At 59.3% G+C, this 25,193-nt stretch carries 23 protein-coding genes; 17 read left to right on the forward strand and 6 right to left on the reverse strand.

Going from position 1 to position 25,193, the window contains the following annotated elements; genetic code table 11:
- Positions 1 to 990: 990 nt before the first annotated feature.
- Positions 991 to 1,323, reverse strand: coding sequence for a hypothetical protein (locus tag C2862_RS24375; RefSeq protein WP_136223552.1), 333 nt, complete (start codon positions 1,321 to 1,323; stop codon positions 991 to 993).
- 245 nt (positions 1,324 to 1,568) lie between these two features.
- A complete protein-coding gene (locus tag C2862_RS24380) occupies positions 1,569 to 2,762 on the reverse strand; it encodes a citrate/2-methylcitrate synthase (RefSeq protein ID WP_229467590.1) in 1,194 nt (397 codons plus the stop codon).
- Positions 2,763 to 3,000: 238 nt separating this feature from the next.
- Between C2862_RS24380 and C2862_RS24385 the strand changes: the two genes are divergently transcribed.
- The 6 genes from C2862_RS24385 (at position 3,001) to C2862_RS24410 (ending at position 9,969) form a co-directional block, all read left to right on the forward strand.
- A complete protein-coding gene (locus C2862_RS24385) occupies positions 3,001 to 4,470 on the forward strand; it encodes an aldehyde dehydrogenase family protein (RefSeq protein WP_136223554.1) in 1,470 nt (489 codons plus the stop codon).
- 35 nt (positions 4,471 to 4,505) lie between these two features.
- The gene (locus C2862_RS24390) at positions 4,506 to 6,308 is read left to right on the forward strand and encodes a thiamine pyrophosphate-binding protein (protein WP_136223556.1); all 1,803 of its coding nucleotides are present in this window, start codon (positions 4,506 to 4,508) and stop codon (positions 6,306 to 6,308) included.
- Between the two features lie 361 nt (positions 6,309 to 6,669).
- The gene (locus tag C2862_RS24395) at positions 6,670 to 7,596 is read left to right on the forward strand and encodes an ABC transporter substrate-binding protein (RefSeq protein WP_168710161.1); all 927 of its coding nucleotides are present in this window, start codon (positions 6,670 to 6,672) and stop codon (positions 7,594 to 7,596) included.
- Positions 7,597 to 7,611: 15 nt separating this feature from the next.
- Positions 7,612 to 8,445 carry an ABC transporter permease gene (locus tag C2862_RS24400; RefSeq protein WP_229467591.1) on the forward strand — a complete coding sequence of 278 codons (834 nt, stop codon included), beginning with the start codon at positions 7,612 to 7,614 and terminating at the stop codon, positions 8,443 to 8,445.
- A gap of 17 nt (positions 8,446 to 8,462) precedes the next feature.
- The gene (locus C2862_RS24405; protein ID WP_136223559.1) at positions 8,463 to 9,236 is read left to right on the forward strand and encodes an ABC transporter ATP-binding protein; all 774 of its coding nucleotides are present in this window, start codon (positions 8,463 to 8,465) and stop codon (positions 9,234 to 9,236) included.
- 157 nt (positions 9,237 to 9,393) lie between these two features.
- Positions 9,394 to 9,969: a MarR family winged helix-turn-helix transcriptional regulator gene (locus C2862_RS24410; RefSeq protein ID WP_136223561.1), complete on the forward strand. Its 576-nt coding sequence runs from the start codon at positions 9,394 to 9,396 to the stop codon at positions 9,967 to 9,969.
- 92 nt (positions 9,970 to 10,061) lie between these two features.
- Here C2862_RS24410 and C2862_RS25440 read toward each other — a convergent pair whose 3' ends face one another.
- Positions 10,062 to 10,214 carry a hypothetical protein gene (locus C2862_RS25440; protein ID WP_168710162.1) on the reverse strand — a complete coding sequence of 51 codons (153 nt, stop codon included), beginning with the start codon at positions 10,212 to 10,214 and terminating at the stop codon, positions 10,062 to 10,064.
- 862 nt (positions 10,215 to 11,076) lie between these two features.
- Between C2862_RS25440 and C2862_RS24415 the strand changes: the two genes are divergently transcribed.
- The 8 genes from C2862_RS24415 (at position 11,077) to C2862_RS24450 (ending at position 19,938) form a co-directional block, all read left to right on the forward strand.
- Positions 11,077 to 12,399 (forward strand): Rieske 2Fe-2S domain-containing protein, encoded by a 1,323-nt coding sequence (locus tag C2862_RS24415; protein ID WP_136223563.1) that lies wholly within the window; start codon positions 11,077 to 11,079, stop codon positions 12,397 to 12,399.
- Positions 12,400 to 12,433: 34 nt separating this feature from the next.
- On the forward strand, positions 12,434 to 13,423 hold the full coding sequence (locus C2862_RS24420) for an ABC transporter substrate-binding protein (RefSeq protein ID WP_136223565.1): 990 nt from the start codon (positions 12,434 to 12,436) through the stop codon (positions 13,421 to 13,423).
- A gap of 49 nt (positions 13,424 to 13,472) precedes the next feature.
- The gene (nadC, locus tag C2862_RS24425) at positions 13,473 to 14,330 is read left to right on the forward strand and encodes a carboxylating nicotinate-nucleotide diphosphorylase (RefSeq protein ID WP_136223567.1); all 858 of its coding nucleotides are present in this window, start codon (positions 13,473 to 13,475) and stop codon (positions 14,328 to 14,330) included.
- A 57-nt stretch (positions 14,331 to 14,387) separates the two neighbouring features.
- The gene (locus C2862_RS24430) at positions 14,388 to 15,350 is read left to right on the forward strand and encodes a PDR/VanB family oxidoreductase (protein WP_136223569.1); all 963 of its coding nucleotides are present in this window, start codon (positions 14,388 to 14,390) and stop codon (positions 15,348 to 15,350) included.
- A 13-nt stretch (positions 15,351 to 15,363) separates the two neighbouring features.
- On the forward strand, positions 15,364 to 16,554 hold the full coding sequence (locus C2862_RS24435; RefSeq protein ID WP_136223571.1) for a Gfo/Idh/MocA family protein: 1,191 nt from the start codon (positions 15,364 to 15,366) through the stop codon (positions 16,552 to 16,554).
- Positions 16,551 to 17,510 (forward strand): DMT family transporter, encoded by a 960-nt coding sequence (locus C2862_RS24440; RefSeq protein ID WP_136223574.1) that lies wholly within the window; start codon positions 16,551 to 16,553, stop codon positions 17,508 to 17,510. The genes C2862_RS24435 and C2862_RS24440 overlap by 4 nt, the downstream gene beginning before the upstream one ends.
- A 188-nt stretch (positions 17,511 to 17,698) precedes the next feature.
- Positions 17,699 to 18,757, forward strand: coding sequence for a porin (locus C2862_RS24445; RefSeq protein WP_136223576.1), 1,059 nt, complete (start codon positions 17,699 to 17,701; stop codon positions 18,755 to 18,757).
- A gap of 203 nt (positions 18,758 to 18,960) precedes the next feature.
- A complete protein-coding gene (locus tag C2862_RS24450) occupies positions 18,961 to 19,938 on the forward strand; it encodes a tripartite tricarboxylate transporter substrate binding protein (RefSeq protein ID WP_229467592.1) in 978 nt (325 codons plus the stop codon).
- An 833-nt stretch (positions 19,939 to 20,771) separates the two neighbouring features.
- Here the strand turns inward: C2862_RS24450 and C2862_RS24455 are convergent.
- On the reverse strand, positions 20,772 to 21,617 hold the full coding sequence (locus tag C2862_RS24455; RefSeq protein ID WP_136223578.1) for an IclR family transcriptional regulator C-terminal domain-containing protein: 846 nt from the start codon (positions 21,615 to 21,617) through the stop codon (positions 20,772 to 20,774).
- 141 nt (positions 21,618 to 21,758) lie between these two features.
- On the opposite strand from C2862_RS24455, the gene C2862_RS24460 reads away from it, so the two are divergent.
- Together C2862_RS24460 and C2862_RS24465 are read left to right on the forward strand one after the other, a co-directional pair.
- Positions 21,759 to 22,424: a 3-oxoacid CoA-transferase subunit A gene (locus C2862_RS24460; RefSeq protein ID WP_136223580.1), complete on the forward strand. Its 666-nt coding sequence runs from the start codon at positions 21,759 to 21,761 to the stop codon at positions 22,422 to 22,424.
- Positions 22,421 to 23,077: a CoA transferase subunit B gene (locus tag C2862_RS24465; RefSeq protein ID WP_136223582.1), complete on the forward strand. Its 657-nt coding sequence runs from the start codon at positions 22,421 to 22,423 to the stop codon at positions 23,075 to 23,077. The genes C2862_RS24460 and C2862_RS24465 overlap by 4 nt, the downstream gene beginning before the upstream one ends.
- A gap of 399 nt (positions 23,078 to 23,476) precedes the next feature.
- Here C2862_RS24465 and C2862_RS24470 read toward each other — a convergent pair whose 3' ends face one another.
- Positions 23,477 to 24,043, reverse strand: coding sequence for an FAD-dependent monooxygenase (locus C2862_RS24470; RefSeq protein ID WP_168710163.1), 567 nt, complete (start codon positions 24,041 to 24,043; stop codon positions 23,477 to 23,479).
- Positions 24,044 to 24,047: 4 nt separating this feature from the next.
- Between C2862_RS24470 and C2862_RS24475 the strand changes: the two genes are divergently transcribed.
- Entirely contained in the window at positions 24,048 to 24,305 is a 258-nt protein-coding gene (locus C2862_RS24475) for an AMP-binding protein (RefSeq protein ID WP_136223586.1), read from the forward strand.
- A 400-nt stretch (positions 24,306 to 24,705) separates the two neighbouring features.
- Here the strand turns inward: C2862_RS24475 and C2862_RS24480 are convergent.
- Positions 24,706 to 25,193 (reverse strand): integrase core domain-containing protein (locus C2862_RS24480; RefSeq protein WP_210736124.1); only part of this gene is annotated, 488 nt, incomplete at its 5' end.

The raw sequence follows: 25,193 nt of genomic DNA on the forward strand, positions 1-25,193 counted from the left end.
TACTGGCTGCCGGCTTCGCTGACCATGCGCACGGCGCGCTCGATGACTTCAGGGGAATACTTGGGTTGCTTTTTCATAGCTCCATTCTCTCAAACAATGGAGCCTCTACAAAACCCGGGGCGATTCACAGCGTCTGTTTGCTTTTACAGATGACATGAAGTGGGGGGCGGCATTTCTCCGCATTAGAAGTGAGAACGCGTGTCGAGTAGTCAGGATTTGCTTCGGCGCTCAAAAGCGCCTGGGCGCAGCGGAAGATTCTTAGCGAATCCTCCGCTGCATTCGCATAAGTCAGTTGATGAAAACAGCGGCAGCACATGCTCCGCCAACTCTTGCAACACGTCGGCCTCGGACCTGCGCGTCGCCCTTGGGTTTATGGCGATATGGTTGACGCCAAGCTCGCTCAGGATTGCCGATGTAGTCTATCAGCGCGTTGCGTCCGGGGCGTATGCCCGAGTGTATGCGTGTGACTGGATTATCTGGATCTTCCCGCTGATTGCGTTCCTCTTCTGAAGTGATAAGTTGTCCGAAACGACAACCCTCTTCGATCAACTTGGGGGATCGCGGCGCCTCATTGGCCGAAGGCCAGTTCGGGTAAGCACACGCTGGACAACCGACGCAGCGATATTCATTTCATCCAAGAAATTCTTTGCATATTCACCGCCATACGCTTTTTCCAGCACGATGCCAACATCTACCAACATCTGCTGATGAGTGATTGTGCGGAGCGCGGCTGCGTGGTTAAGTGAAAGGCTCATCGTCTGATTTTAACGCGCCAAGCAATTCGAAACTGTTCTTGAGGAAATCGTGCTTTAACTGGCCATGCACGTAGGTCGACAACGGAGACTAAAGTGCGGTTGGCTGCTCCGCTTCTCGACACTAAAGTCACGTTCGGATTAGGTAACTGCAGCGAGAAAGTGCTGTGTGGCCTCATCAGCTAACCTCAACGCCTCCTGTCCTACAGCTCCCGAGATGCCTTTCGTTTTTGCACTTTCATCCATTGTGCTGGTGATGCATCCGATGGGCCGTAGGAATGCCATGCCCTTTACCATCCGCGACCGTTTCGAACACCAGATCGCGTAGCCGTTTGTTTGCCGGATCCTCGTTAAACCGCGCGTGCCAGAACAAATTGATGTTGATTTCCGGCAGCGGATGCGGCACATAGCGCAGGGCGAACGGCTTGGTGCGGGCCATCGCATAGCGCAAAGGAATAGTCGCAATCATCGTACTCGACGACAGAATGTGGTCCACGGCTACGAAATGCGGAACGGTCAGAGACACATAGCTCGTTGCCCAGACGCTCGATTGTTTGATCCACGATGGCATGTCCAGTCCCGCTGGATACAACTACCACATGGTCAGCCGCGTTGAATGGGTACGTCTAGCTCCTCACCGGCGCGCCGGCTAATTCAGTGTTCCTGTCGTACGGTCTACGTTTGGCGGAAGTGTTTTGGACGATGAGGTGATTCAGCACCAATCTGTGAAAGGCTGGCGCTGCAAGGCACATAGACAGTCGTGCATACCCTCGTCGAACGTTTGCACCTACGGTAATCACAACCAACAGGTCGCACCTAAACCTGACCGACAAACTTTGCGCGTGGCCTAAGCAACGCGCCGGATAGCTGCTGCTCGCGCACATGCGCGACCCAGCCGGCCGTGCGCGCCAGCGTGGATAGAGCACCCGACGTATTCTTAGGCAGGCCCATTGCGATGCCCAGAAGTACGAGCGCCAGCTCTTGGCGCGGATACAGGCCCAGCCGATCCTGCACATCAGCGATGAATCGCTCGATGACGTCCAACCGCCTGCTTCGCCCCTCGCGCTTCTGTATCAGGTCTAGAATCAAGCGCGCGCGCGGATCGCCCTGCGGATACAGAGGATGGCCAAAACCGGGGACGGCCAGGCTGCGCGCCTGGAGCTCGCTGGCGCGGCGAAACAGTGCGTTGTGCGTAGCCGCGCGCATCAGAAATTGTTCCACCTGACTGTACAGGCGGCCGATTTGCGCTCCGGAATTCGTGCACACCGCCGCAGCCAAGCAGCTATGCAGGGTAGCCCCGCTGGAGGCGGCAATACGCGCCGCGAAAGAACTCGGCGACAGTTCATGGTCGGCGAGCACCACAAGCGCCGCGTTCAACCCCTCTTGGTTTTCGGCACTATCTGCAATCTCGAGCGCCCCGAGCAGACCTTCCACAATCGAATGGCCCTTGCGCAACTGGTAGTAGGCGCGCCGTTGCGAAGCGTAGCCAAAGCAGCCGGCTATTGTCTGGATCAACTCGCGCGCAGCGGCCAGCGTGTCCCCTCTGTCTGCCTGGCCCGCGGCATGCCCGCGGGAAAGGCCCAGCTGCATCGTAAACAGCGCGAACAGCTCCATCAGTTGGTCGTTCGAGGCCGGCGCCGCGATCGACCCGGCGAACAGGCGCAGGTGCTCAGACTGGGCATAGCGCGGCCAGCGCAGGCCGGGTGCGCCCCGTGCGCCATTCCACAACAGCTCGGCCACTTCCTCAAACAGGATGCCGCTGCTCGCCAGCCTAGTTGCCAGCTGCCCACGGTAGAGCGGCCCCTCGGACGTGATCTGAGTGATCGTGGTAGGAATGATCGGCTCGCCCCAGTGCATCGCCGAGGCAGCCACCGCGCCGTGTCCTGAACGTGCCAGCGAACGCGCCTTGACCTTTTCGATATCGGCGCGGGCATACAGCCGGTCTTTTCGCCCGGCTTGGGCAATGCTGTGTATCCAACCGCGGCTGACATAGGCGTACAGCGTTTGCATGCGCACATCTAACAGTCGCACTGCATCTTGCGCGGATAGGTAATCCTTGGAAACGGTAGAAACTTGATGGGCCATAACGAACGATAGAAGGCAATCGGGTGGATGCACCACAACTATACGGTCCCGCAGACGCGCCGAACAGGTATTTCACATTGATCAAGCAATCAATCTTGATCAATGTGACCGAACGGCATACTGTTAGCCATCACCATTATTCATCCCCATCCGGAGACCGACCATGAACCTACCCGCTCACCTCGCCGAGTGCCTGCCACGTCACCAAGACCTGTACTACGATGGTAAATGGCAGACGCCAGCCGATGCACGCTACCAGGAGACGGTGAATCCAGCCACCGGGGGGACGATCCTGGCGGTGGCTCAGGCCGGAACAGTCGACACCGAACTTGCGATCGAGGCCGCGCACCGCGCGTTTCCAGCTTGGAAAGCGGTGGCGCCCGCGCAGCGAGCCGCATGCCTGCGCAAAGCGGCCGAGATCCTGCGTACCCATGCGAATAAGCTCGCGATGGTCGATGCAATCGATACCGGCAACCCGGTCGCCGAGATGGTCTCCGACGCCCATGTGGCGGCCAACTCACTCGAGTTCTTCGCGGGCATGATCCCGATGCTCAAGGGCGATACCATTCCCGTAGCCGATGACAGCTTCCATTACACGGTGCGCGAGCCCCTTGGAGTCGTGGCCCGTATCGTCGCCTACAACCACCCATTAATGTATGCGGCGGCCAAGATTGCGGCTCCGCTGGCCGCCGGTAATACCGTTATCGTGAAAGCACCCGACCAAGCGCCTTTATCGTGCCTGAAGTTGGCGGAGCTGCTGGACGGGGTGTTCCCACCGGGCGTGTTCAATATGCTGACCGGCGGCAAGGAATGCGGTCAGGTACTCGCTTCCCACGCGCTAGTCAGGAAGGTCACCCTGATCGGCAGCGTAGGCACCGGCAAGGCGATCCTGCGTAGCGCCGCCGAAACCCTGAAGCCGACTTTGCTCGAACTGGGCGGCAAGAACGCTCTAGTGGCTTATCCGGATGCCGACATCGAGGCGCTGGTCCAGGGTGCAGTACGCGGCATGAACTTCACTTGGGCCGGGCAATCCTGCGGCTCGACCAGCCGGGTCTTCCTGCACGAGTCGATACACGACGAGGTGCTGGCCAAGATTGCCGAGCGTGTTACGCAAATGCACCGCCCGGGCGATCCGACTGATCCGGCCACCACCATGGGCCCGCTAGTAAGCCGCGTCCACTGCGACCGGGTACTTTCGTTCATCGCCTCGGCCAGAGATGAAGGCGCTCGCCTGGTCCTGGGCGGCGCCCGGCCAGACGAGCCGGCGCTGCGCGGGGGCTTTTACGTCCAGCCAACCATCTTCGCGGATGTGCAGCCGCACATGCGGATCGCGCGCGAAGAAATCTTCGGTCCAGTGATGTCGGTCTTCCGCTGGAGTGATGAAGAGGAAATGTTCCGCCACGTTAACGGCACCGAGTACGGCCTGACCGCCTCGATCTGGACGCGCGACCTGAAGCGCGCGCACAAAGCGGTGCGTCAGTTGGAGGCCGGCTTCATATGGGTCAATCAGACTAGTCGCCATTATCTGGGGGTGCCGTTCGGCGGCAGCAAGCACTCTGGCCTTGGGCGTGAGGAATGCTTAGAAGAGTTGCTCGATTTCACTGAAATCAAGAGTGTCAACATCCAGCTCTGATCCGACTGCCCAATTACCAAAAGAGGACTTACAACATGACTACCATTCCTGACAACCGCGCCCCGGCCGCTTTCCGCCGTGATGAGCCAATCCCCAGCACAATCGAGCAATGGTGGGGCAGCGACGCCATCGCCGCATTGCTGCGTCAATTCGACATCCCATACGCCTGCCTGAATCCGGGCTCGAGTTTCCGCGGTCTGCACGACAGCCTAGTCAACTATAACGGCAACCAGAATCCGCAGATCGTCTTGTGCCTGCATGAGGAACATGCCGTGTCGATCGCGCACGGCTACACTAAGGTGACCGGCAAGCCGCTGGCGGTGATCCTCCACAGCAATGTCGGCTTGATGCACGCCAGCATGGCGATTTACAACGCTTGGTGCGACCGGGTGCCGATGCTGATCCTGGGCGCGCACGGCCCGGTCGACGCCGCCAAGCGGCGCCCATGGATCGACTGGATCCATACCTCTCAGGATGCTGGCGCAATGGTGCGTTCGTTCGTGAAATGGGATGACCAGCCAGTCTCGCTGCAGGCGAGCATGACCTCGTTGCGGCGCGCGCGCCAGATCACCGAGACCGCGCCCAAGGCGCCAGTCTATGTGTGCCTGGATGTCACCATGCAGGAGACCCGGCTCGATGGCGCACCTGTGCTGCCAAATATTGAACGTTATGCGCCGACGGCCGCGCCCTACGCCAATCCCGAACTGGTCAAGAAGATGGCGCAGCTGCTGGCCGGCGCGCAGCGCCCCGTCCTGCTGGTCGGACGGGTCTCGCGCGATGAGTCCGAATGGCAGCAGCGGATCGAGCTCGCCGAGCGGCTTCAGGCGCAGGTATTCACCGACCTGAAGGTGGGCGCCGCGTTCCCGACCTCCCACCCACTGCATCCGCACGCCCCCTCGGTGTTCTTGAGCGCGGACGCTACTGCTACGCTGAAACAGGCCGACGTCATCCTTAGCCTGGACTGGGTCGACCTGCAGGGCGCGCTCAAGCAGGCATGGGGCGGCGAAGAAGTCTCGGCTAAGGTGTTGCAGGTCTCGCTCGACCACACCTTGCACAATGCGGCCAGTCTGGACCATCAGGACCTGCCTCCTTGCGACTTGTACGCAGCGGCCGAGCCCGCTAGCGTGGTTCGGACGCTGTTGGCGGAACTGGGCCAAGTCAAAGCGGCCACTGCCAGCCCCGCGGGACGGGCGGCCCGGCCGCGCGCCGCCGACGATGGCGCGGATGACATCCACATGCCGCTGCTGGCCGATACCTTGAGTGACTGCCTAGAAGGAAGCCCTGCCTGCCTGATCCGCCTCCCGCTAGGCTGGAGCGGGGACCTGTGGCATTTCGAACACCCGCTCGACTACCTCGGCTACGACGGCGGTGCCGGAATCGGTTCCGGGCCCGGCATGGCGGTCGGTGCATCGATAGCGTTGAAGGATAGCGACCGCCTACCGGTGGCCATCATCGGCGATGGTGACTTCTTGATGGGTAATACGGCGCTGTGGAGCGCCGCCGCTCTGCAGGTACCGATGCTGGTCATTGTTGCGAACAACCAGTCCTTCTTTAACGACGAGGTGCACCAGGAGCGGGTTGCCCTCGATCGCGAACGTCCGGTCGAGAACCGCTGGATCGGTCAGCGCATCGGCAATCCGAGGGTCGATTTGGCGGGCATGGCGCGTTCCCAGGGCTTTGAGGGTATCGGTCCGATTTTCACGCGCAAGGAGTTGGCGCCGGCGCTGGCCGACGCCATCGTGAAGGTACGTGCGGGCAAATCGGTGCTAATTGATGTTCAGGTGCGCCCCGGCTACGCCCCGTCGATGAGTACGGGAATGACGAAATCTGTCGAGTAAAGCGTGCTCGGTGTCACGTGATTTCCACCTGATATTCCAAATGGAAACATCACAAGTTCACGTAGGACAACGATCTTCGCGTCTTCGTAACATCTCGCTGGACAAAGCTCGCGGCATGTTCTATATTTTGATTAGAGATCTAAATATTAGAGATCTAAATAAAGCCGGGTCGATGCCGCTCTTTGATGAACGGTTTCAAAACGGGGCACACGATCCCGTTGACCCACGGCCCAATCGGGCAGGCGAGTTAGATATCTCACTTAAACGAAGACATCTGAGGAGACACCACATGAAGCACGGAATCGAAAAGTTTGCCACCCTCGCGTTGCGAACCGCAGCCACAGTTTTGGTCAGTGCCGCCATGGCCCTGCCTGCCCACGCTCAGGTCAAGATCATCGTCGGCAGTACCGTATCGAGCGATGTCTCAGCTGCAGCACTGGCGCTCGCCATCAAGGACGGCTCGTTCAAGCGCGCCGGCCTGGACATCGAGGTCAAGAATTTCGTCCAGTCGAACCAAAAGTACGACACGTTCAAGGGTGGCGCGATCGATATAGACATCAACATGGGCGCGATCAATGCGGCCCAGCTGTACTCCTCGGGTGTTCCGGTGCAGGTGCTGCGCGCCGTGACCCCGGCCGACATCTGGGCCGTGGTCGCACCGAACGATTCGCCCCTGAAGACCCCGCAAGACATCAAGGGCAAGCGCTTCGGCGTGGTATCGCTGTCAGGCACCAACTACGGCGCCACGTATGCTGCGATGAAGCTAGCCGGCGTCGACATGATGCGCGACGTCAAGGTGTCCACCCTACCGCCGTCGGCCATCCTCTTGGCCCTCGACAAAAAGGAAATCGATGCTGCCACGATCTATGAACCTTACCTGAGCCCGGCGCTCAAGAGCGGCCGTGTGAAGGTCGTGTTCAAGCCGGGCGAGCTCTACCAAGCTCATTACAAGGAGCCATTCCTGGCGCTGGTCATTTCGGGCCGCAAGGATTTCGTGACCCAGAACCGTGCTGCCGTCACCAAGTTCGTGACCATCATGGAACAGGCGCTGGCCAACATGGGCAACAACACCGATGCAGCCGCGAAGGCCCTGACCGAAGTTCAGCCCGAAATCCAGCTCAGCCCAGCGCAAGTGAAGGAACTGCTGCTCCCGTACATTCCGAACATCATCAAGACGCCGAACGATGCCGCCACCGTCAAGACGGCGCAGAACCTGTACGACCGCATGCTGGAGGCCAAGCAGTTGCGCACGCCAGTCAGGGCTAGCGAGTTCTGGATCAAGCTGTAACTCATGGAGACGACCATGTTGAAACAACCTACCGTCGCGGCCGCGGCCGCGTCCGGCCCCGGCCTGGCTCCGGCCGTCCCTAAGCCATCGGCGTGGGGCATGCGCCTCAAGCATATAATCATGGCAATCCTGCCGTACATCGTGTTGGTGGCGCTGTGGCAGCTGATAGCCGCCACCCAGCCAGCCTATGTTTTCCCTCGGCTCGGCACGATCCTGGAGACCGTTGGCCAACTGCATCATGAGGGCTTGTTAATACCGGCCACGCTGGCCACCCTCAGGTCGGTGGTGATCGGCGCGGTGATCTCGTTCATCTTTGGCACGGCAGTTGGCTTTGCACTGGCACGCTTCGACGCATTCACCAGTCCGATCCTGAATTTCGTGCAGACCGTCCCGTATGTGGTCTGGGCCCTGATGGCACTAATCTGGTTTGGCCTGACCCCGTTCTCCGTAGTGTTCACGATCGTGGTCGCGGCCTTCCCGATCGTCTCGTTCAACGTGGCCGCCGGCCTCAAGAATGTCGACAGCCTGCTGCTGGGCATGAGTCAATCGGTGCGCGCCAACCGCATGATGATACTTCGCCATATCGTTTTCCCAAGCCTGACCCCCTATCTGCTCAGCGCCAGCCGTACCATGCTTGGCATGTGCTGGAAGATCAGCGTGCTAGCCGAACTATTCGCGGGCGGTGCGGGCGGCGGCGGCGTCGGCTACAAACTGTTCGTCGGCTGGGAATTCAGCCGTCCGGCCGAAGTGTTTGCCTGGACGCTTTGGCTGGTGTTTCTGATGATGCTGTCCGAGTGGCTCGTCATCAAACCGATCGAGGCCTTCATCACCCGCTGGAAAAAAGCCTGAGCATAGGGGACGACATCATGAGTGGTATCGAAATAAAACGCCTGACCAAGATCTTCGACACAGCGACCGGCCCATTGAAGGTGGTCGACGATGTCAGCTTTGACGTCAAGAACGGAGAATTTGTGTGTCTGCTGGGCCCGTCCGGCTCAGGAAAGTCGGTTACTCTGAATTGCATCGCAGGCCTGTTGAAGGAAACGAGCGGTGAAGTGAAGGTTGGTGGAGTGGCTGTCAGTGAGAAGACACCGCACTACGGCTATGTATTCCAACAGCCGCGGCTGATGCCTTGGGGCACCGTGCAGCAGAACCTGCGCTTTGCTTTGCGGGCGGAGTCGGGCCGCGCTGTGCCCGACGAGAACGAACGGATCCGCAAGGTGCTGGAACTAGTCAATCTGTCGGGCTATGAGGACTTTTATCCGCATCAGATCTCCGGTGGCATGCAGCATCGGGTCGGTATTGCCCGCGCCTATATTCGTAACCCAGACCTGCTATTGATGGATGAGCCGTTCGGCGCGCTCGACGAGCTGACCGCGCGCCGCCTGCGTTCAGAACTAGTGGTGGCCTGGCTCAAGGATCGTCGCACGGTCGTGTTCGTCACCCACGACATCGTCGAGGCCTGCTATCTGGCCGATCGCATCGTCGTGTACACACCCAAGCCTACCCGGATCGCGCAAATCATTGAGATCAACCTGCCGCATCCGCGTGTATATGGCAGCCCAGAACTGCATGCGATCGAAACCGAAGTGCTGGCTGCGTTTGAACGCAGCATCAGTCAGTTTGCAGAGACGGAGTGACCTCTTGCAGGCGTGCGTGGCTCACCCGCGCGCCTGCCAAGGCGTCACGCCTCTTTCTGTTCACTTATAATGACGGTCACGATGTGCTGGCCGCGCGCGTGGCCGATCGCACCCTCTCACCGCACATGCTTACTGCGTATAAGACAGCAATTCTACTATGAGCACCAGCAGCAAGAAAGTGGCGAAAAACGAGGCCCGGACCATCCTCAACCATTGGCAAGACGAGGGACTTGACGATCGTCTCGCCCACCTGATTAAGGACGCAACGCGCGCACTGGTGCGCGCATTGCAGATCCGCCTGATCGAGTACGACGTATCGTTTGGTCACTGGACCTTCCTGCGCATCCTCTGGGAAGAGGACGGAATCACCCAGCGCGCACTGAGCGAGGCTGCGGGGGTAATGGAGCCAACTACGTACAGCGCGCTGACCGGGATGGAAAAACTCGGGTACGTCGAGCGCCGCCAGTCACCTGAGAACAAGAAGAACATGTACGTGTTCCTGACCGAGCAGGGCAGGGCGCTCGAAAAAAAGCTTGTGCCGCTGGCGATCGAGGTCAACGAGATCAGCATGCGTGGCACGAACGAAGAAGACATCCGTACCACGCGGAAAGTATTGCTCGGGATGATCAAGAACCTCGCGGCTGACGAAGACGAAGCTGGCCGCTCCGAACGCAAGATGCCCTCCACACGCAAGCTAGGCAACATCGTCTCGCGCAGCGTTGCCTCGAAGTAGACCACCCGGCGCGCGTTGCATCCTTTCCGACGACCGACAGCCCGGTAAATGTCGGCATAATGCCATCGTTAGATACGTCTCTTGCGTTAAGCCTACACAGCGTTAATCGGCTTATATGGCTTGCGTATGTTAGCAACACCAAAGTGCAGGTAGGGCTGCTTGCGCATGCTTAAACCGACGACGATCGGCGCGGTGCGGTCTTTGGTGAGCAGACGATCACTAGACGATCTGATGTGCAGTTCCATCGTGCTTCCAGGACGGCAGGAAAATAAAGAAGCTCGCGCAGTTGAGATAACCCGGTCTTGAATGTGCGAGGACGCTTCTGTACCAACGAACCAGAGTTCCAGCGGACCGGCATTGCCGATCACACGAAACAGCGGACAATCTTCCGGTCGTGATGCACTAATGCATGGCGGCATCGTAGAGTCCACTCGTGTGTACGCTCGGTTGCCCATCGCCCAGGCGCGATGCAAGTACGACGCGGATATGATGTGTTTGCTCATTGTCGCGGCCGCGTTCGCCACCGTAGATGCCTTCGGTCTAGACCTTTTTATCCTCGTCGCCTCGGCGCACACTCGTGCAGCGCCGGCGGCAACAGCCTCCTGGTTTCTGTACGCTCGCAGCGGCGCCGTCAGTGCAACGACCGCATGCAATCGAGACGTATCGTCGAAATGTCGGCGCCGAAATAGCACACCGGCCCTCCATGTGTTCGTACCTTTCCCTTTCCCGTTTTGCACTCGCTTCGTCCAAACAAGGTCGATGTGCATGAAATAGCGTCCAGTGCTCTCACCACGGAGCACGGGAGGAGAGGTTCGATCGGCAATACAAAGTCAATGTCTTCAGACGGGCACAAGTTCGCTTTCAGTTCAGTTTGTGACGGTTAATTTTATATCGCTCACGGATGAGCTCCCCGCGCACTACGACCATCGTCTATGTTGCGCTCGGATCCTTTCCTGCCTGGCCCAAGCGAAAGATGACCTAAATCGCTAGACAAACCCAATTTCCCCTCCTATACTTATTCTTAGAGATCTAAGGTTATTCACATCAGATTTTATCCCGCCCAATAACACGTAGCGCTGTGGGCAATTCGACAATCCGGAGAGAGACATGCTGACGAAAGAAGAAAACGACTTGCTGTGCCGCGTCACAGGTGACGCGCCGATGGGCCAACTGATGCGCCGCCATTGGCAGCCAGTGTGCCTCATCGAGGAAGTCATCGAACCGGACGGTACTCCGGTTCGCGCCCGCCTGTTTGGCGAAGATTTGGTCGTCTTCCGTGACACCGAAGGCCGGGTCGGCGTCATGGACGAATACTGCCCGCACCGCAAGGCCTCGCTAGCGCTCGGCCGTAACGAAGACGGGGGACTGCGCTGCCTGTACCACGGCTGGAAGATGGACGTCCAAGGCACGATCATCGAGATGGCGTCGGAGCCCGCGGCCAGCTGCATGGCCAACAAGGTCAAGCACTTAGCCTACCCGACCAAGGAATGGGGCAGCTTCGTCTGGGCCTATATGGGTCCGGCAGAGACCATGCCTGAATTCACTCCACCTGCTTGGGCGCCGACTGACGAAACCCGCGTCACCGTCGCCAAGGTCTTGATCCCTTGCAATTGGGCGCAGATCCTTGAAGGCGCGATTGACTCCGCCCATAGTTCGAGTCTGCACTCTTCAGACTTCGTGCCGGCCCGCGTGACTGGCGCCGAAGCCACAAATAAAAACTGGCTGCGTCCGTCAACTGACAAGGCGCCGCGCATGCAGGTCCAGCGCACCGGCTACGGTTTCCGCTACGCCGCGCTCCGCCGTCCGATCGTCAATGCCAATACCCACGACTACATTCGCTCGACCATCTTCGTGGCGCCAGCCACTGCGCTTATCCCGCCGAACAACCTGTACAACGTCGCCAATATCAACGTTCCCATGGACGACACCAACACGGCCTTCTACTTCATCGCTTGGGGACACCCATCGCAGACGCCTGAAACCGAAACCTGGCGCAAGTTCCTGGGCCAGCAAGTCGGCATCGACCTGGACGAAAACTACCGCTCCGTGCGTAATCGTGAGAATAACTTCCTGCAAGACCGCGAGAAGATGAAGGCTGGCAACTTCACTGGAATTACGGGCTTCCCGAATCAGGACCTGGCGATGTGGATGACGATGGGCCCGATTGCCGATCGTAGCGACGAGCGCCTGGGCGCGAGCGACATCGCGGTGGTCGAGTTCCGGAAGCGCATGCTTGACGCACTCGCCGAGTTCCAGAAGGGCGGTCCGGCCATCGGTACCGGCGACCTGAAGATCCCGGCCCGCGATGTCTCCTACCAGGCCGTCGTGCCGAAGACCGTCGACTGGCGCAACTTCGAGGCCGAGTACATCTGGACCAAGCCGGTAGAGGCGCTGGAGCCGTCGTACAACACCAGCGAACCGAACGAATAAATCTGACCTACCAGAACCACAGGAGACACACTGCATGGCTAAGCTGAACCTTTCCGTCGCCATGGGCGATTATGACCGCACCCGCCCCCTGCTCGACGGCACCGTCCAAATCGACGGCGTCGATCCGGTGTACATGACTTTGTCGCCGGAGGAGATTTTCTTCCGCGCATTTCGCAACGTCGAATTCGACATTAGCGAACTGTCGCTGTCGAGCTACCTGGTGAAGGCATCGAAGGGCGAAAGCCCATACGTGGCGATTCCAGTATTTCTGTCGCGCGCTTTCCGCCACACGTCAATCTATGTGCGTAAGGATCGCATCAAGCGTCCGGAAGACCTGAAGGGCTGCCGCATCGGCGTACCCGAATACCAGCTGACCGCCATCGTGTGGGCCCGCTCGATCCTCCAGAACGACTACGGCGTGGCGCCGGAAGACGTGACCTGGGTGCGCGGTGGCATCGATGAGCCAGGCCGTCCTGAGAAAATCAAGCTGCAACTGCCACCAGGCGTCAAGATGGAAAGTGCACCGGACAACCGGACCATTTCGGACATGCTAGACGATGGCGAGATCGACGCCTTCATCGCGCCTCGCCCGCCCGGCGGCGGCGCGGCCCGCAACCCGAACGTGGGCTGGCTGTTCGATGATCCGACTGCGACCGCGAAGGAATACTACGCGCGCACGGGGGTGTTTCCGATCATGCACGTGGTCGGTGTCCGCAAGGAACTAGCTGCCGAGCATCCATGGCTGCCGGGCGCGGTGATGAAGGCTTTCGAGCAATCGAAGAAAGCCGCGCTGGACAAGCTGGCCGACACCTCGGCCACCAAAGTCACCCTGCCGTTCGTCGAAGAGCAGCTCAAGGCCGCGCGTGACCTGATGGGCCCGGACTATTGGTCCTACGGCGTCGAGCCAGCCCGCAGGACGCTCGAGACCTTCGTGCAAGCCCACCATGCGCAAGGCCTGTCGCAGCGCTTGATGTCGGTGGAAGAGTTGTTCCACCCGGCGACCTACGAATCGTACAAGATCTGACCGGCAGCCCGCTAACGGCCGGCGCTCCCGGCCTCGAAAAGTAAAGACTATGTTCGAGAATAACGAAACCCTCGAGTTGGCGCGTATGCGCAATGTGCGCGACGCGCTGTACGAAGACATCGGCCGCGGCGACTGGACTGCGCAGCTGGTAGCTCCGGGAACGTCCGCCACTGCCCAAGTCACGGCCAAGGAAGCTGCTACTCTTTGCGGCGGTGCTTGGTTCGACGCCTGCTTTCAGACGCTAGACGCCAGCGCACGCATTGACTGGCACTTTGGCGACGGCGATCAGGTTCCAAAAGGCGCGGTCATGTGCACGATCTCTAGCCAGGCCCGCGCACTGCTCAGCGCTGAGCGTTCGGCCCTTAACTTCCTGCAGATGATGTCGGCGGTAGCCACCCGGACCCGCCAGTACGTGCAGGCGATCCAAGGCGTCTCGCCCAATCCGAAGGGTTGCCTGCTGCTGGATACCCGCAAGACTCTGGGCGGCTTGCGTCAGGCACAGAAATACGCGGTTCGGGTAGGCGGCGGCGCCAACCATCGGATGGCACTCTGGGATGGGATCTTGATCAAGGAAAACCACATCAAGGCGGCCGGCAGCATCGCAGCGGCACTGGGCGCAGCGCGCGCGTTGGACTCCTGCACCGACGTCCAGATCGAAGTCGAGGACCTGGACGAAATGGCCGAAGCGCTGCAAGCCGGCGCAACTAGCATCCTTCTCGACGACTTCACGCTCGAAGTGATGCACCGTGCGGTTGAGATCAACGCTGGCCGCGCCTTGCTCGAAGTCTCCGGCGGCGTCGACCTCGACAGCGTGCGCGCGATCGCGGCCACCGGCGTCGATCGCATTTCTACCGGCAAGCTCACTAAAGACGTCAGTGCAATCGACCTGTCGCTGCGCCTGCTGTAATCGACGTCAACCATCAGCCACGAGCGGCGCGATGCCGTCCTCGGGAAGGAGAAAGACATGCAAGCAAATACTGAAGCGATGATGCAACTGCGAATTGCGAGCGCCAATGACGCTGCCGACAGCATCCGGACGTTCGAACTGGTGGCCCAAGATGGCTCCGACCTGCCGCCGTTTACGCCGGGCTCGCACGTGACCGTGAGGGCCCCTAATGGCCTGCTGCGCAAGTATTCCTTGTGCAACGACCCGAATGACCTGAGCCGTTACGTGATCACCGTCAAGCGCGATGCCAACGGCCAGGGCGGCTCGATGAGCATGGTCGACGAGGCGAAGCAAGGCGATATCCTGCCGACTTCCTTGCCTGACAACGCCTTCCCGCTCGTCGACAGCAAGGCTGGCTATATCTTCATCGCTGGCGGCATCGGCATCACTCCGATCCTGTCGATGATCCGCTCATTCGGCGAACTGCCGCCGGCGCCGTGGAAGCTGTACTACTTTACCCCGTCGCCGGAAACCACGGCCTTCCTGGATGAATTGACATCGCCCGAGCTGCGCAAGAACGTGGTGATCCACCACGACTGTGGCGACGCCGCGCAGGCTTTTGACCTGTGGCCGGTGCTAGAACGCCCGAGCAACAAACATATCTACTGCTGTGGTCCGCGCGGCCTGATGGAAGCGGTGCGCGACATGGCAGGCCACTGGAACACCGCGAACATCCACTTCGAGAGCTTCGTCCAAGGCGGCGCGCCGAAAAAGGATGACAAGCTGTTCACAGTCAAGCTGGCGAGCAGCGGGCAGGAGTTCGAGGTCCCAGTCGGCAAGACCATCCTCGAGGTGCTCCGCGCCGGCGGCTGCAACGTGCGCGCATCCTGCGAGAGCGGAACCTGCGGCACCTGTCGCACGCGCCTGGTCGAAGGCGTGGCCGATCACCGCGACATGGTGCTGATGCCCGAAGAGATGGAGCACCAAATCATGGTCTGCGTCTCGCGCGCCAAGACCGACCAGATCGTGATCGATCTCTGAGAAGGACGCGGCCATGACACAACCCTTAATTCGTCTGGGCGTGGCGGGCCTGGGGCGCGCGTTTACGTTGATGCTGCCGACTTTTCTGACCGATGCCAGGATCGAATTGGTTGCCGCCTGCGACCCGCGCCCGGCCGCCCGTTCCCAGTTCGCAAAGGATTTCTCTGCGAACGTGTACGACACGATCGAGCAGCTTGCCGGCGACCCGACGGTCGACGCCATCTACATAGCCAGCCCGCACCAGTTCCATGCGGAACATACACGGGTGGCGGCGCGCAACGGCAAGCACGTCTTGGTTGAGAAACCGATGGCGCTCTCCCTCGCCGAGTGCGACCAGATGATCGCTTCCTGCTTTGAAGCCGGGGTGCACCTGATCGTCGGCCACTGCCACAGTTTCGACTCGCCCTACCTTTCAGCGCGCTCGTTAGTGGCCAGCGGCGACTTCGGCAAGGTCCGGATGATCCAGGCACTGAACTACACAGACTTCCTGTTCCGCCCTCGGCGGCCAGAAGAACTGATGACCGACGAAGGCGGCGGCGTGGTGTTCAGCCAGGCTGCGCATCAGGTCGACGTGGTGCGCCTGATAGCGGGCAGCCCGGTGGTGCGAGTGCGCGCGATGCTGGGCGCGTGGGATCCGTCGCGACCCACCGAGGGCGCCTACAGTGCCATGTTGTGGTTCGAGGATGGCGCTTTTGCCTCTCTCACCTATAGCGGATACGCGCACTTCGATTCAGACGAATGGACCAATTGGATTGGAGAGATGGGCAACGCCAAGGACCCAGACAGCTATGGCTCTGCGCGCCGGCGCCTGCTCACGCTGCAGTCGCCCGAAGAAGAAGCACGCATGAAGGCTGCGGGCACTTATGGGGGGCCGGAGTACAAACCGCCTGCAGCTCCAGCGGCCAGCCGGGTGACCGCATTGCACCAGCACTTTGGCCCAGTGATCGTCACCTGCGACCGTGCGGACATCCGTCCCTTGCCGTCCGGGGTGCTGGTGTACGGCGACGACCTGCGCCAACATCATCCCTTAGCCGCGCCGGCGGTACCACGCTTCGAGGTCATCGACGAATTGGTCAACGCGGTGGCGGGGGGCGTGCGGCCGCTACATGACGGTCAGTGGGCCCGCGCAACCCTGCAGGTCTGCCTGGCACTGCTGGCCTCGGGACGCGAGGGGCGTGACGTCGAACTTCCGGTCCAAGGATGACACCGCATTTTTTCGGGATCGCTCTGGCCACCGCCGCGCTGTGTATGTTTTCGGCGAACGTGCTGGTGATCAAGCGGGCGTCCGAGAGGGTCAGCCTGAATCTGGGGTTCCTGCTTTCGGTCGGGGTCAACCTGCTGTTCTGCGGACTGCTGCTGGCAGTCCAAATGATCCTATCCAAAAGCAGCCTAGGCTGGTCTTGGCAGGCTGCGTTTTTCTTCATGCTCGGCGGAGCCTTTTCCACCTATCTCGGGCGCTGGTTCTTCTTCGAGGCGGTGGTGCGCATGGGATCGGCCAAGGCCAGCTTGTTCCAGGTCAGCAGCCCCGGATTTGCCGCCCTGATTGCATGGGTCGCGCTCGGTGAAACTCTGTCACCGATCCGATTGGGCGCGATCGTCTTCACAATCCTCGGACTGGCATTAATCGGCTACGTGCCAGGCATGTTTACCCCGCCGCAGGGAGGGGGGCAGGGGCGTGACGGCGCTCTTGCCCGCACCCGTGCCGACCTGTTCGGCTGGGTCAAGGGCTCGACCTTGATGCTCGGCACGGGCGGATCGCTGGCGTATGCAATCAGTACGGTGGTACGGGGCGCGGCGATCCGGGACTGGAACCAGCCTCTGGCCGGCGCCCTGCTTGGGGCCCTCACCGGGCTCTTGCTGCACGTCGTGTTCAGCCAGGAGATTCGCGCCGTGCCTGAAAACCTGCGCGCTGCTGACCGGCGTGGCGTACACCTGTTCTTGATCTGCGGCGCTCTTACCATTTCCGCGCAGATCTGCGCGATCTGGTCGCTGCGCTACATCGACGTTGCTTTGTCGAGTCTGATCACCCTGAGTACCCCACTGCTGGTGATCCCTGCTGGGTACTTTTTATTCGCGAAGAAGGAAATCCTTTCGTCGCGCACCTGGATAGGCGGCGCGATGGTGCTGATTGGCGTGGCGACACTAACGTTGTCGCGTTAATACTGCATCGGTCCGGGGGGGGGCAAGCCGGGGTGTGGAAGCTCACGCGCGGCTCGTTTCCGTTGGCTCTGATGCAAATTTTGGATGAGAGACGCGTTCACTGGTCGTGTGCTGGAAGGCAAGCAGTAACAGTCTGACCGCCATGTAAGCAAGAAAATTTAAAAACGATTCATCACAAGGAGACAGTAATGCATTTTAAAAGAGCCAGCATCGCAACTGCAATCGCCGCACTTTCTGTGACGGCCCATGCTCAAACCAACGTTCAGCTGTACGGCCTCGTGGATGCTGGTGTCGAGTATGTCGATAAAGTACGCATCGGCGACGTCGGATCGGCCACCGAAAGCGTGGTCCGCGTACAGTCAGGTAGTGCACAGAGTTCGCGTTTTGGCCTGCGCGGACGCGAAGACCTCGGCAATGGGCTCAGTGCTGTGTTCGCGCTGGAGAGCGGCATCGCGATCGACACCGGTACCCTGAGCCAGGGCGGCCGCCTGTTTGGCCGTCACGCTTATGTGGCCCTGAACCACAAGACGCTGGGCGAAATCCAACTGGGCCGGCAAACGAGCACTGTTTATGACTACGGCGTGCAGTACGATCCCGTCACGGCGACGCGCTACTCCGCTGTTGTGTTCGATGCCGCTTATGTCGGCCGCGCCGACAACGCAGTGAAGTATGTCGGCAAGTTTGGGGGGCTGAACATCGGTGCGCAGTACAGTGCCGGGTACGACAGCTTAATCGCGGGTGGTAGCGAAGTCCCAGGCGCGTCTCGGGTCGGCAAGGAAATGGGCGTCCATGTTAGCTATGCGCTTGGACCAGCACAGTTCGGTGTTGTCTATGACCGTCAGAACGGGACATCGGTCGCGACCCAACGCAACACCACCGAACGCATGGCGGCGGGCGGCCTCTACAATATCGCGACGGTAAAACTGTTTGCATCCTACCAGCGCCTGAGGTCAGAAACACCGGTGACTCGCCGCGACACCGACCTGTACTGGGTAGGCGCCCAGTATAACAGCGGCGGCCCCTTTACTCTGACCGGGTCGCTGTACTTCAACGACCCGGCCGGCAGCGCCAACAGGTCCAACATGCTGACCATCCTGGCCAGTTATGCGTTATCCAAGCGCACGGATTTGTATAGCGAAGTCGCCTTCATGCAGAACCAGGACGCAGCCATGCTGGGCATGGGCGGCGCCGTGAACCCGGGCGGCCATCAGGGAGGCGCGATCGTTGGCATCCGCCACCGATTCTGAGAGTGATGCCGCCGCTGCTCAATGGTATGTCGTCCAACACAGGCGGAAGTAGCGCCAGACGAGCTCTCATAGAAAAGCGACGGTAAATCACAACTCACCCGCCCGAATCCTCCGAGAATGCACCTTAGATGCTGAGGATCATCGTTTGGGACACGCGCGGCGAGTCCAAAACTACCTCTATCAAGTTACCGTGAAAGGCAATCATGAAAAAGTTCTTCGCTGTATCCGTAATGTTGGGCCTGTTTAGTCTGTGTCATACACCAGCTATTGCGCAACCTGAAACTTATCCGTCGAGACCTGTCAGAATTTTCGTGCCGTTTGCACCCGGAGGGAGTAATGACGTGGTCGCCCGTCTTGTAGGTGAAAGGTTAAGCCAGATATGGAAACAGCCGGTCATCGTGGAGAACAAGCCCGGTGCAGGAGGTAACATCGGGGCCGAAGCGGTGGCGAAGTCTCCCAAGGATGGATACACCTTACTGCTATCCGGGAATAGCTTGGCTTGCATAAATCCGCAACTTTATAAGAACGCCAAGTTCGACGGTGTCAACGATCTTCCACTGGTGACGCCACTTGGATTCGTGCCGATTGTGCTGGTGGTAAATCCGCTGGTGCCAGTGAAGACCGTCGCCGAGCTGATCGCCTATGGCCGGAAGCAAGCCGGTGGACTTTCTTACGGATCTGGGGGAGCCGGCACGCCGCAACACCTTTCTGGAGAAATGTTCAAGGCAGCCACAGGATTGAACCTGATGCATGTCCCATACAAGGGGAATATGCCGGCGCTTACTGACTTGATGGCTGGTCAGATCGACGTAATGTTCAGTCCGATTAACTCTGTCGCGTCCTTGATCAAGGCTGGCAAGGTACGGGCAATCGCGGCAGCCGGAGCACGTCGCATGGCCGACTTCCCAGACTTACCGACCATTGCGGAATCCGGAGTTCCGGGCTACGACAGCTCGTTATGGCTCGCATTGGCTGCTCCCAAGGACACGCCGAAAGCGATTACCGACAAGCTGGACCAAGAAGTTCGCAAGATTTTGGGCGAAACCCAGATCAAGGATAAACTGGCCCAGCAAGGCATCGTGGACATTTCCGCACCTCCCGCTGAGTTCCGGGACATGGTCAGGAAGGACTGTGCTCGTTGGGCTAGAGTAATTAAGGAAGCCAAAGTCAGCGCAGATTAGGCATGACATTGATGCCGTTTTCGAAGCTGTCAACTAAGTACCGTATGAAAGGCACTGGGAACAAGACCACTGGAGTGCACTGAGATCCATTGATGCCTCACCACCGGCACCAAGTCTGTGCCGGGTGTGGGGCATGGATTTGGCGGCGACTTCGGTCGGGAATTACAGTCATTGGTTATGTCGCCCTCAACCATGGTCGCGCTAGGACCTCGTCCACGTCCACGTGCTGAAGCAAAAAGGCGCTGGACAGCGCAGCGTCAATGAGAGTCAACCGTATGACCCGAGGGTCGATCGATCGTGTTGTTGGCCGGTGGATGTAGATGTCTCGCAGAACCTTCTTGAACTCGCACTGAGAGTCCAGTCCGTTGTGGCACGGATAACTGAGCAAGGGGCGGTGCGACGAGCTCGCTCATTTAGTTAGGCAGGTGCCAAAGTTGCTACCGTCCTTAGGGCACAGGCCAGGTTCATCAGGTGAGCCTGAAATTATCCTCTACGGCGTAGGCCGTGCATCCGCTACCTGATCATGCTCGACGCCGACGTGGTGGATTGGCCCAGGGAGACAGAATTAGAAGCTAATCCGAAAGTACCGAACCAAATTAGCGACCGTGCGTCGCAACGAGCTATTTCTGGGCTCCGCGTAGAAGCGGGTATGCCAGTAGTGCTGTACTGCATAGCCGGATAGGTCGAAATGCGGGGAAAGTATCTTTATTGCCATTGCGTACAAATAAGGCGTCCGGAAACAGACGATAGAACCGACCTCCAAAGCAGAAAAGAGTTTTTTTGGGATACTCTCCGGTAATTGGTTTTCCGGCGCTGTTATGCTTTTGTAAATTCTATCGTAGTAACAAAGAGATCTCCTGAGCGCCGCGCAACAGCACTGGCAGGATTTTTTCCCTCATTGATTCAATACTAATAAGACTGGCCTGTGTGCCGACGTTCAGAGCTGCCATTATTTCCCCCGAAGTTCCTATTATTGGAACCGCGATGGAGCGCAAACCGAGCTCGTATTCCTCGTCATTGATTGCATACCCTGTTTCCCGCACTTTTAAGAGAATCTTCCGGAGGCGCTTTTGCGTGTTAACCGTGTTAGAGGTCATGGCCTTCATATGAACTTGGGCAAGATAAGCATCGAGCTCCTTGGGCGACAAGTAGGCCAGCATCACTCGACCGAGCGAGGTACAGTAGGCCGGCAACCGGCTGCCCGCACTCTGACCCACTGTCATCACACGCGGGGCGGCCGAGCGTGCCACATACAAAACTTCGTCACCGTCAAGCACCGCCAAGGAGCATGACTCTCCTAGTTCACGACTGATCGAGTCCAGGTAGGGCTGGCTCAAGATGGTGAGCGGCGTAGCCGAGAAATATGAATGTCCAAGTGAAAGCACCTTTGGGCTAAGCGTGAAGTTGTTCTGTTCAGCCTCGACATAATTGAGTTGTCGCAAGGTATACAGACAACGCCGCACGGCAGCCCGCGGGATTCCGGTCTTTTTACTGATCAGAGCCATCGTCTGAGGCTCGCATGACTCGGTGAAAGCTTGTATGACGGCTAGGCCCCGTGCAAGGGAAGTCACGAAACTGGCGCTCGTCATAGCATTAATTTGCTTAGCGACGGTCAGTCTGGGCGCTTTGTAGACCGCTGCGCTCGTATGGCCATTTATTTGCGTTGTCGATTTCTTCATAGAGCGGTTCGTACCGAGAAACGAGCTTTTTCTTGACGATGACGCTGTCGCGCAACTAAACTTGGATGGCCGATTATCAATCAATGGTTCGATTATCGGTCATCTTCTTATGCCTTTCAAGTATTTAATCCTGGTGGAGACATGATCGACAAAATCTACGAATCTTTGGCCCGTGCCGTCGCCGACGTACACGATGGCGCCACCGTCATGATCGGCGGCTTCGGCAACGCCGGCATGCCGGCCCAACTGATCGACGCGCTCATCGGCCAGGGAGCGCGCGAGCTCACGATCGTCAACAACAATGCCGGCAACGGCGACACCGGTCTCGCGGCCTTGCTCGCCGCCAGGCGTGTGCGCAAGATCATTTGCTCCTTCCCACGCCAGAGCGACTCGCATCATTTCGACGCGCTCTACCGCGCCGGCGAAATCGAGCTCGAGCTGACCCCACAGGGCAACTTGGCCGAGCGCATCCGCGCAGCCGGCGCCGGCATCGGCGGTTTCTTCACCCCCACCGGCTACGGTACGCTACTGGCCGAAGGCAAGGAGACGCGCCTGATCGACGGCCGCCACTACGTGCTCGAATCGCCCATCCACGCCGACTTCGCCCTGATCAAGGCGTTAAAAGGCGACCGCTGGGGCAACCTCGTGTACCGCAAGACCGCGCGCAACTTCGGCCCGATCATGGCGATGGCGGCAAAAGTCGCGATTTCCCAAGTGGACGAGATCGTGCCGCTTGGCGAACTCGATCCGGAAAACATTGTCACGCCGGGCATCTTCGTCCAGCGCGTCGTGAAGGAGGCAGCATGAACCGCTTTACGCGAGACCAGATCGCCGCCCGCGTTGCAAAGGATATTTTCGAGGGCGCCTACGTCAACCTCGGCATCGGCCTGCCGACCAAGGTGGCCAATTTCCTGCCTGAAGACCGTGAAGTCTTCCTGCACAGCGAAAACGGCCTGCTCGGCATGGGCCCAGCGCCCGCGCCCGGGGAGGAAGACGAAGACCTGATCAACGCCGGCAAGCAGCCGGTCACCATCCTCACCGGAGGCGCCTACTTCCACCACGCCGACTCGTTCGCGATGATGCGGGGCGGCCACCTCGACATCTGCGTGCTCGGCGCGTTCCAGGTTTCGGAAAAAGGCGACCTCGCCAACTGGCACACCGGCGCTCCGGACGCGATCCCGGCCGTCGGTGGCGCGATGGACCTGGCGCTCGGCGCCAAGAAGGTCTTCGTCATGATGGATCACCAGACCAAGACGGGCGGAAGCAAGATCGTCCCCCAATGCACTTATCCGTTGACCGGCGTTGCCTGCGTGAACCGTATCTTTACCGATCTCGCCGTGCTCGACGTAACCCCGGAAGGCCTGTGTGTCGTCGAAATGGCGCCCGGTCTGACTTTCGACGAGCTGCAAGGCGTCACCGGTGCGCCCTTGTTGGCATTTGAATCAAAAGGACAATCATGATCGGGGCATGTATCTGTGACGCGATCCGCACCCCGAGCTGAGTCCACGCGTCTAGCGACTCGTTCGTCGAATTGGAGGAACGTAACCACACGCTCGGCGTCGGGGAACGCGACCTCTCTCCATGTCGGGCCTGGTCGCGTATGAGCACGCCGAATCCACTTTGGATATTTGCTAGGACTGGCTCGATTACTTGGAGACGCCGGACCGAGACGCTTCATAACCCGCAACAAATTGAGGGGACATCGCGCGCGGGCGGTCTAGATCGATCCGTCCGGAGCGGCTAATGTAGTTCATCGCGAAGTCCCATGCTGGCAACTTCAGATGCTCGTCGAAATTGTCGTACTAGGTAGCACTCCGATTTTCGGCCTTCAGTTTGGCGATGATCGGACGGCGCGTAGATTAATACTCAGCCAAGGCGTCGCTAACGTTCAAAGGGTGGTTTGCCAAAGCATGGGAGAGGACCTGGACGTCTTCCAGGGCCACGGGTGTTCCCGAACCGATCGAGAAGTGAGCGGTCCCGAGTGCATCGCCAACCAGTACGCAATTTCCGACTGACCACCTCTTATTGCTGATGACCGGGAACCTGCGCCACCTGGACTTGTTTGTCACAAGGTCGGCGCCTGCGAGCTCTTCCGCGAAGACTTCCTGGCAAGAGGCTCTCGTTTGTTCCTCACTCATTTCGCCGAATCCGACGCGCTCAAACGTCTGGTGATTTACTTCGACGAGGAAGGTGCTCATCGCAGGCGTGTACCGATAATGATGCGCGTTGAAGCTTCCCTGTGGGAGCTGCTTGAAAGTCTCGGTAAAATAACTGAAGGTCCGCTCCGCGCCGAACCAGGCAAACCTGTTACTTAGAAGCTGGATTTTAGTTCCAAACTCAACCTGATGTGTCTTGCGGACCAAAGAGTTGACGCCGTCAGCGCCAATAACCAGGTCGGCTTCGTCGAGCTCGTTACGCAGGGCCAAGCTGATGGCAGCGTATTGGGGCCGGCCGGAAGCGACAGCGGATCGCTTTACGGACGATGGCTGGTTCTACATCGGGGACTTGGTGTATCTCGACAACGAAGGTTACCTGTACATCGTCGATCGGAAGAATGACCTGGTCATCAGCGGAGGCGAGAATATCTTCCCGTTCGAGGTTGAGGAAGCCTTGTCCTCGCACCTACATCGTCAAGCCGAAGATGCACAGCCCGGCCGAAGCTCCTTCACAAGTTCCGTCTTAACCTGAAGGCGCAAGAAGCACGTTAAGTGTATTCTTCCTGACCTCTGAATTAGGCGCAATGCTGGTTGCACTGCGCCTTTTTCTTGTGTGTGTGGTCTCCCCGGCACGTGCAACGACGAATTTGCATCATGCACCCCGGTCAACGGGACAACAAGATGCCGGAAGACGGCTGTACTTGCCTAATGTACGGTCTGCTTCGTACCGATAATGACGGCCACACCACTGGCGCGACCGATGCAACTTGATACCGTGGCGCTGCAATGCCGCAGCAACATAGCCACTTGCCTTCATGTCTCTCACATAGCGGGCAGGAAAGCCGATGCCTAGTGGCCACGGCTTTTAAGTGTGCCCATCGCTCTGCTTAATCACTGATCTTGCCCCGCTATTCCCGGACACAGCCTGATGCTTAATTAGCGTCAGTTTCCAGAGCCTGACGTGGTCGCTCTTTTCTAAACATGCGTGGCGATTTATAGCCCAGCGCCGAATGAGGATGCACCTCGTTGAAATGCCTGAAGGCGTCGGGCAACTGGGCCAGCACGACGGTGCCGTTGCTGCGGTCCATGCAGCCAACGTAATCGCGTTTAAACGTGTTCACGAAGCTCTCGGCCATGCCGTTCGATTGCGGGCTGTTCACTGGCGTGTGTACCGGCTTGATGCCCAGTTCATGGGCCAAGGCGTGCGTCTCGATTGCCCGGAAAGCGCCGCCGTTGTCGCTCAAGAATTGCAGGGTAATCGCTCGCTCGTCAGTGCTCCCAAAACGTGCCTCCACCGCCTCGATCATCATGTCGCGTACCGGTTCACCAGGCAACCCACGGCCGACCCAGGCGCGCCAGGCGATGATCTCGCGGTCGCAGCAGTCCTTCATGAAAACGCCCGTCACGACGTCGCCATTGT

It is taken from the genome of Massilia sp. Mn16-1_5 (assembly GCF_004798585.1).
In the GTDB taxonomy this organism is placed as follows: Bacteria; Pseudomonadota; Gammaproteobacteria; order Burkholderiales; family Burkholderiaceae_D; genus Telluria.

What these genes read in the sequence shown, in the direction of transcription:
- C2862_RS24375 (WP_136223552.1), bottom strand. Translation starts at nt 1,323, where the DNA reads ATGCCATCGTGGATCAAACAATCGAGCGTCTGGGCAACGAGCTATGTG.
- C2862_RS24380 (WP_229467590.1), bottom strand. Translation starts at nt 2,762, where the DNA reads ATGCAAACGCTGTACGCCTATGTCAGCCGCGGTTGGATACACAGCATT.
- C2862_RS24385 (WP_136223554.1), top strand. Translation starts at nt 3,001, where the DNA reads ATGAACCTACCCGCTCACCTCGCCGAGTGCCTGCCACGTCACCAAGAC.
- C2862_RS24390 (WP_136223556.1), top strand. Translation starts at nt 4,506, where the DNA reads ATGACTACCATTCCTGACAACCGCGCCCCGGCCGCTTTCCGCCGTGAT.
- C2862_RS24395 (WP_168710161.1), top strand. Translation starts at nt 6,670, where the DNA reads ATGGCCCTGCCTGCCCACGCTCAGGTCAAGATCATCGTCGGCAGTACC.
- C2862_RS24400 (WP_229467591.1), top strand. Translation starts at nt 7,612, where the DNA reads ATGTTGAAACAACCTACCGTCGCGGCCGCGGCCGCGTCCGGCCCCGGC.
- C2862_RS24405 (WP_136223559.1), top strand. Translation starts at nt 8,463, where the DNA reads ATGAGTGGTATCGAAATAAAACGCCTGACCAAGATCTTCGACACAGCG.
- C2862_RS24410 (WP_136223561.1), top strand. Translation starts at nt 9,394, where the DNA reads ATGAGCACCAGCAGCAAGAAAGTGGCGAAAAACGAGGCCCGGACCATC.
- C2862_RS25440 (WP_168710162.1), bottom strand. Translation starts at nt 10,214, where the DNA reads ATGGAACTGCACATCAGATCGTCTAGTGATCGTCTGCTCACCAAAGAC.
- C2862_RS24415 (WP_136223563.1), top strand. Translation starts at nt 11,077, where the DNA reads ATGCTGACGAAAGAAGAAAACGACTTGCTGTGCCGCGTCACAGGTGAC.
- C2862_RS24420 (WP_136223565.1), top strand. Translation starts at nt 12,434, where the DNA reads ATGGCTAAGCTGAACCTTTCCGTCGCCATGGGCGATTATGACCGCACC.
- nadC (WP_136223567.1), top strand. Translation starts at nt 13,473, where the DNA reads ATGTTCGAGAATAACGAAACCCTCGAGTTGGCGCGTATGCGCAATGTG.
- C2862_RS24430 (WP_136223569.1), top strand. Translation starts at nt 14,388, where the DNA reads ATGCAAGCAAATACTGAAGCGATGATGCAACTGCGAATTGCGAGCGCC.
- C2862_RS24435 (WP_136223571.1), top strand. Translation starts at nt 15,364, where the DNA reads ATGACACAACCCTTAATTCGTCTGGGCGTGGCGGGCCTGGGGCGCGCG.
- C2862_RS24440 (WP_136223574.1), top strand. Translation starts at nt 16,551, where the DNA reads ATGACACCGCATTTTTTCGGGATCGCTCTGGCCACCGCCGCGCTGTGT.
- C2862_RS24445 (WP_136223576.1), top strand. Translation starts at nt 17,699, where the DNA reads ATGCATTTTAAAAGAGCCAGCATCGCAACTGCAATCGCCGCACTTTCT.
- C2862_RS24450 (WP_229467592.1), top strand. Translation starts at nt 18,961, where the DNA reads ATGAAAAAGTTCTTCGCTGTATCCGTAATGTTGGGCCTGTTTAGTCTG.
- C2862_RS24455 (WP_136223578.1), bottom strand. Translation starts at nt 21,617, where the DNA reads ATGAAGAAATCGACAACGCAAATAAATGGCCATACGAGCGCAGCGGTC.
- C2862_RS24460 (WP_136223580.1), top strand. Translation starts at nt 21,759, where the DNA reads ATGATCGACAAAATCTACGAATCTTTGGCCCGTGCCGTCGCCGACGTA.
- C2862_RS24465 (WP_136223582.1), top strand. Translation starts at nt 22,421, where the DNA reads ATGAACCGCTTTACGCGAGACCAGATCGCCGCCCGCGTTGCAAAGGAT.
- C2862_RS24475 (WP_136223586.1), top strand. Translation starts at nt 24,048, where the DNA reads ATGGCAGCGTATTGGGGCCGGCCGGAAGCGACAGCGGATCGCTTTACG.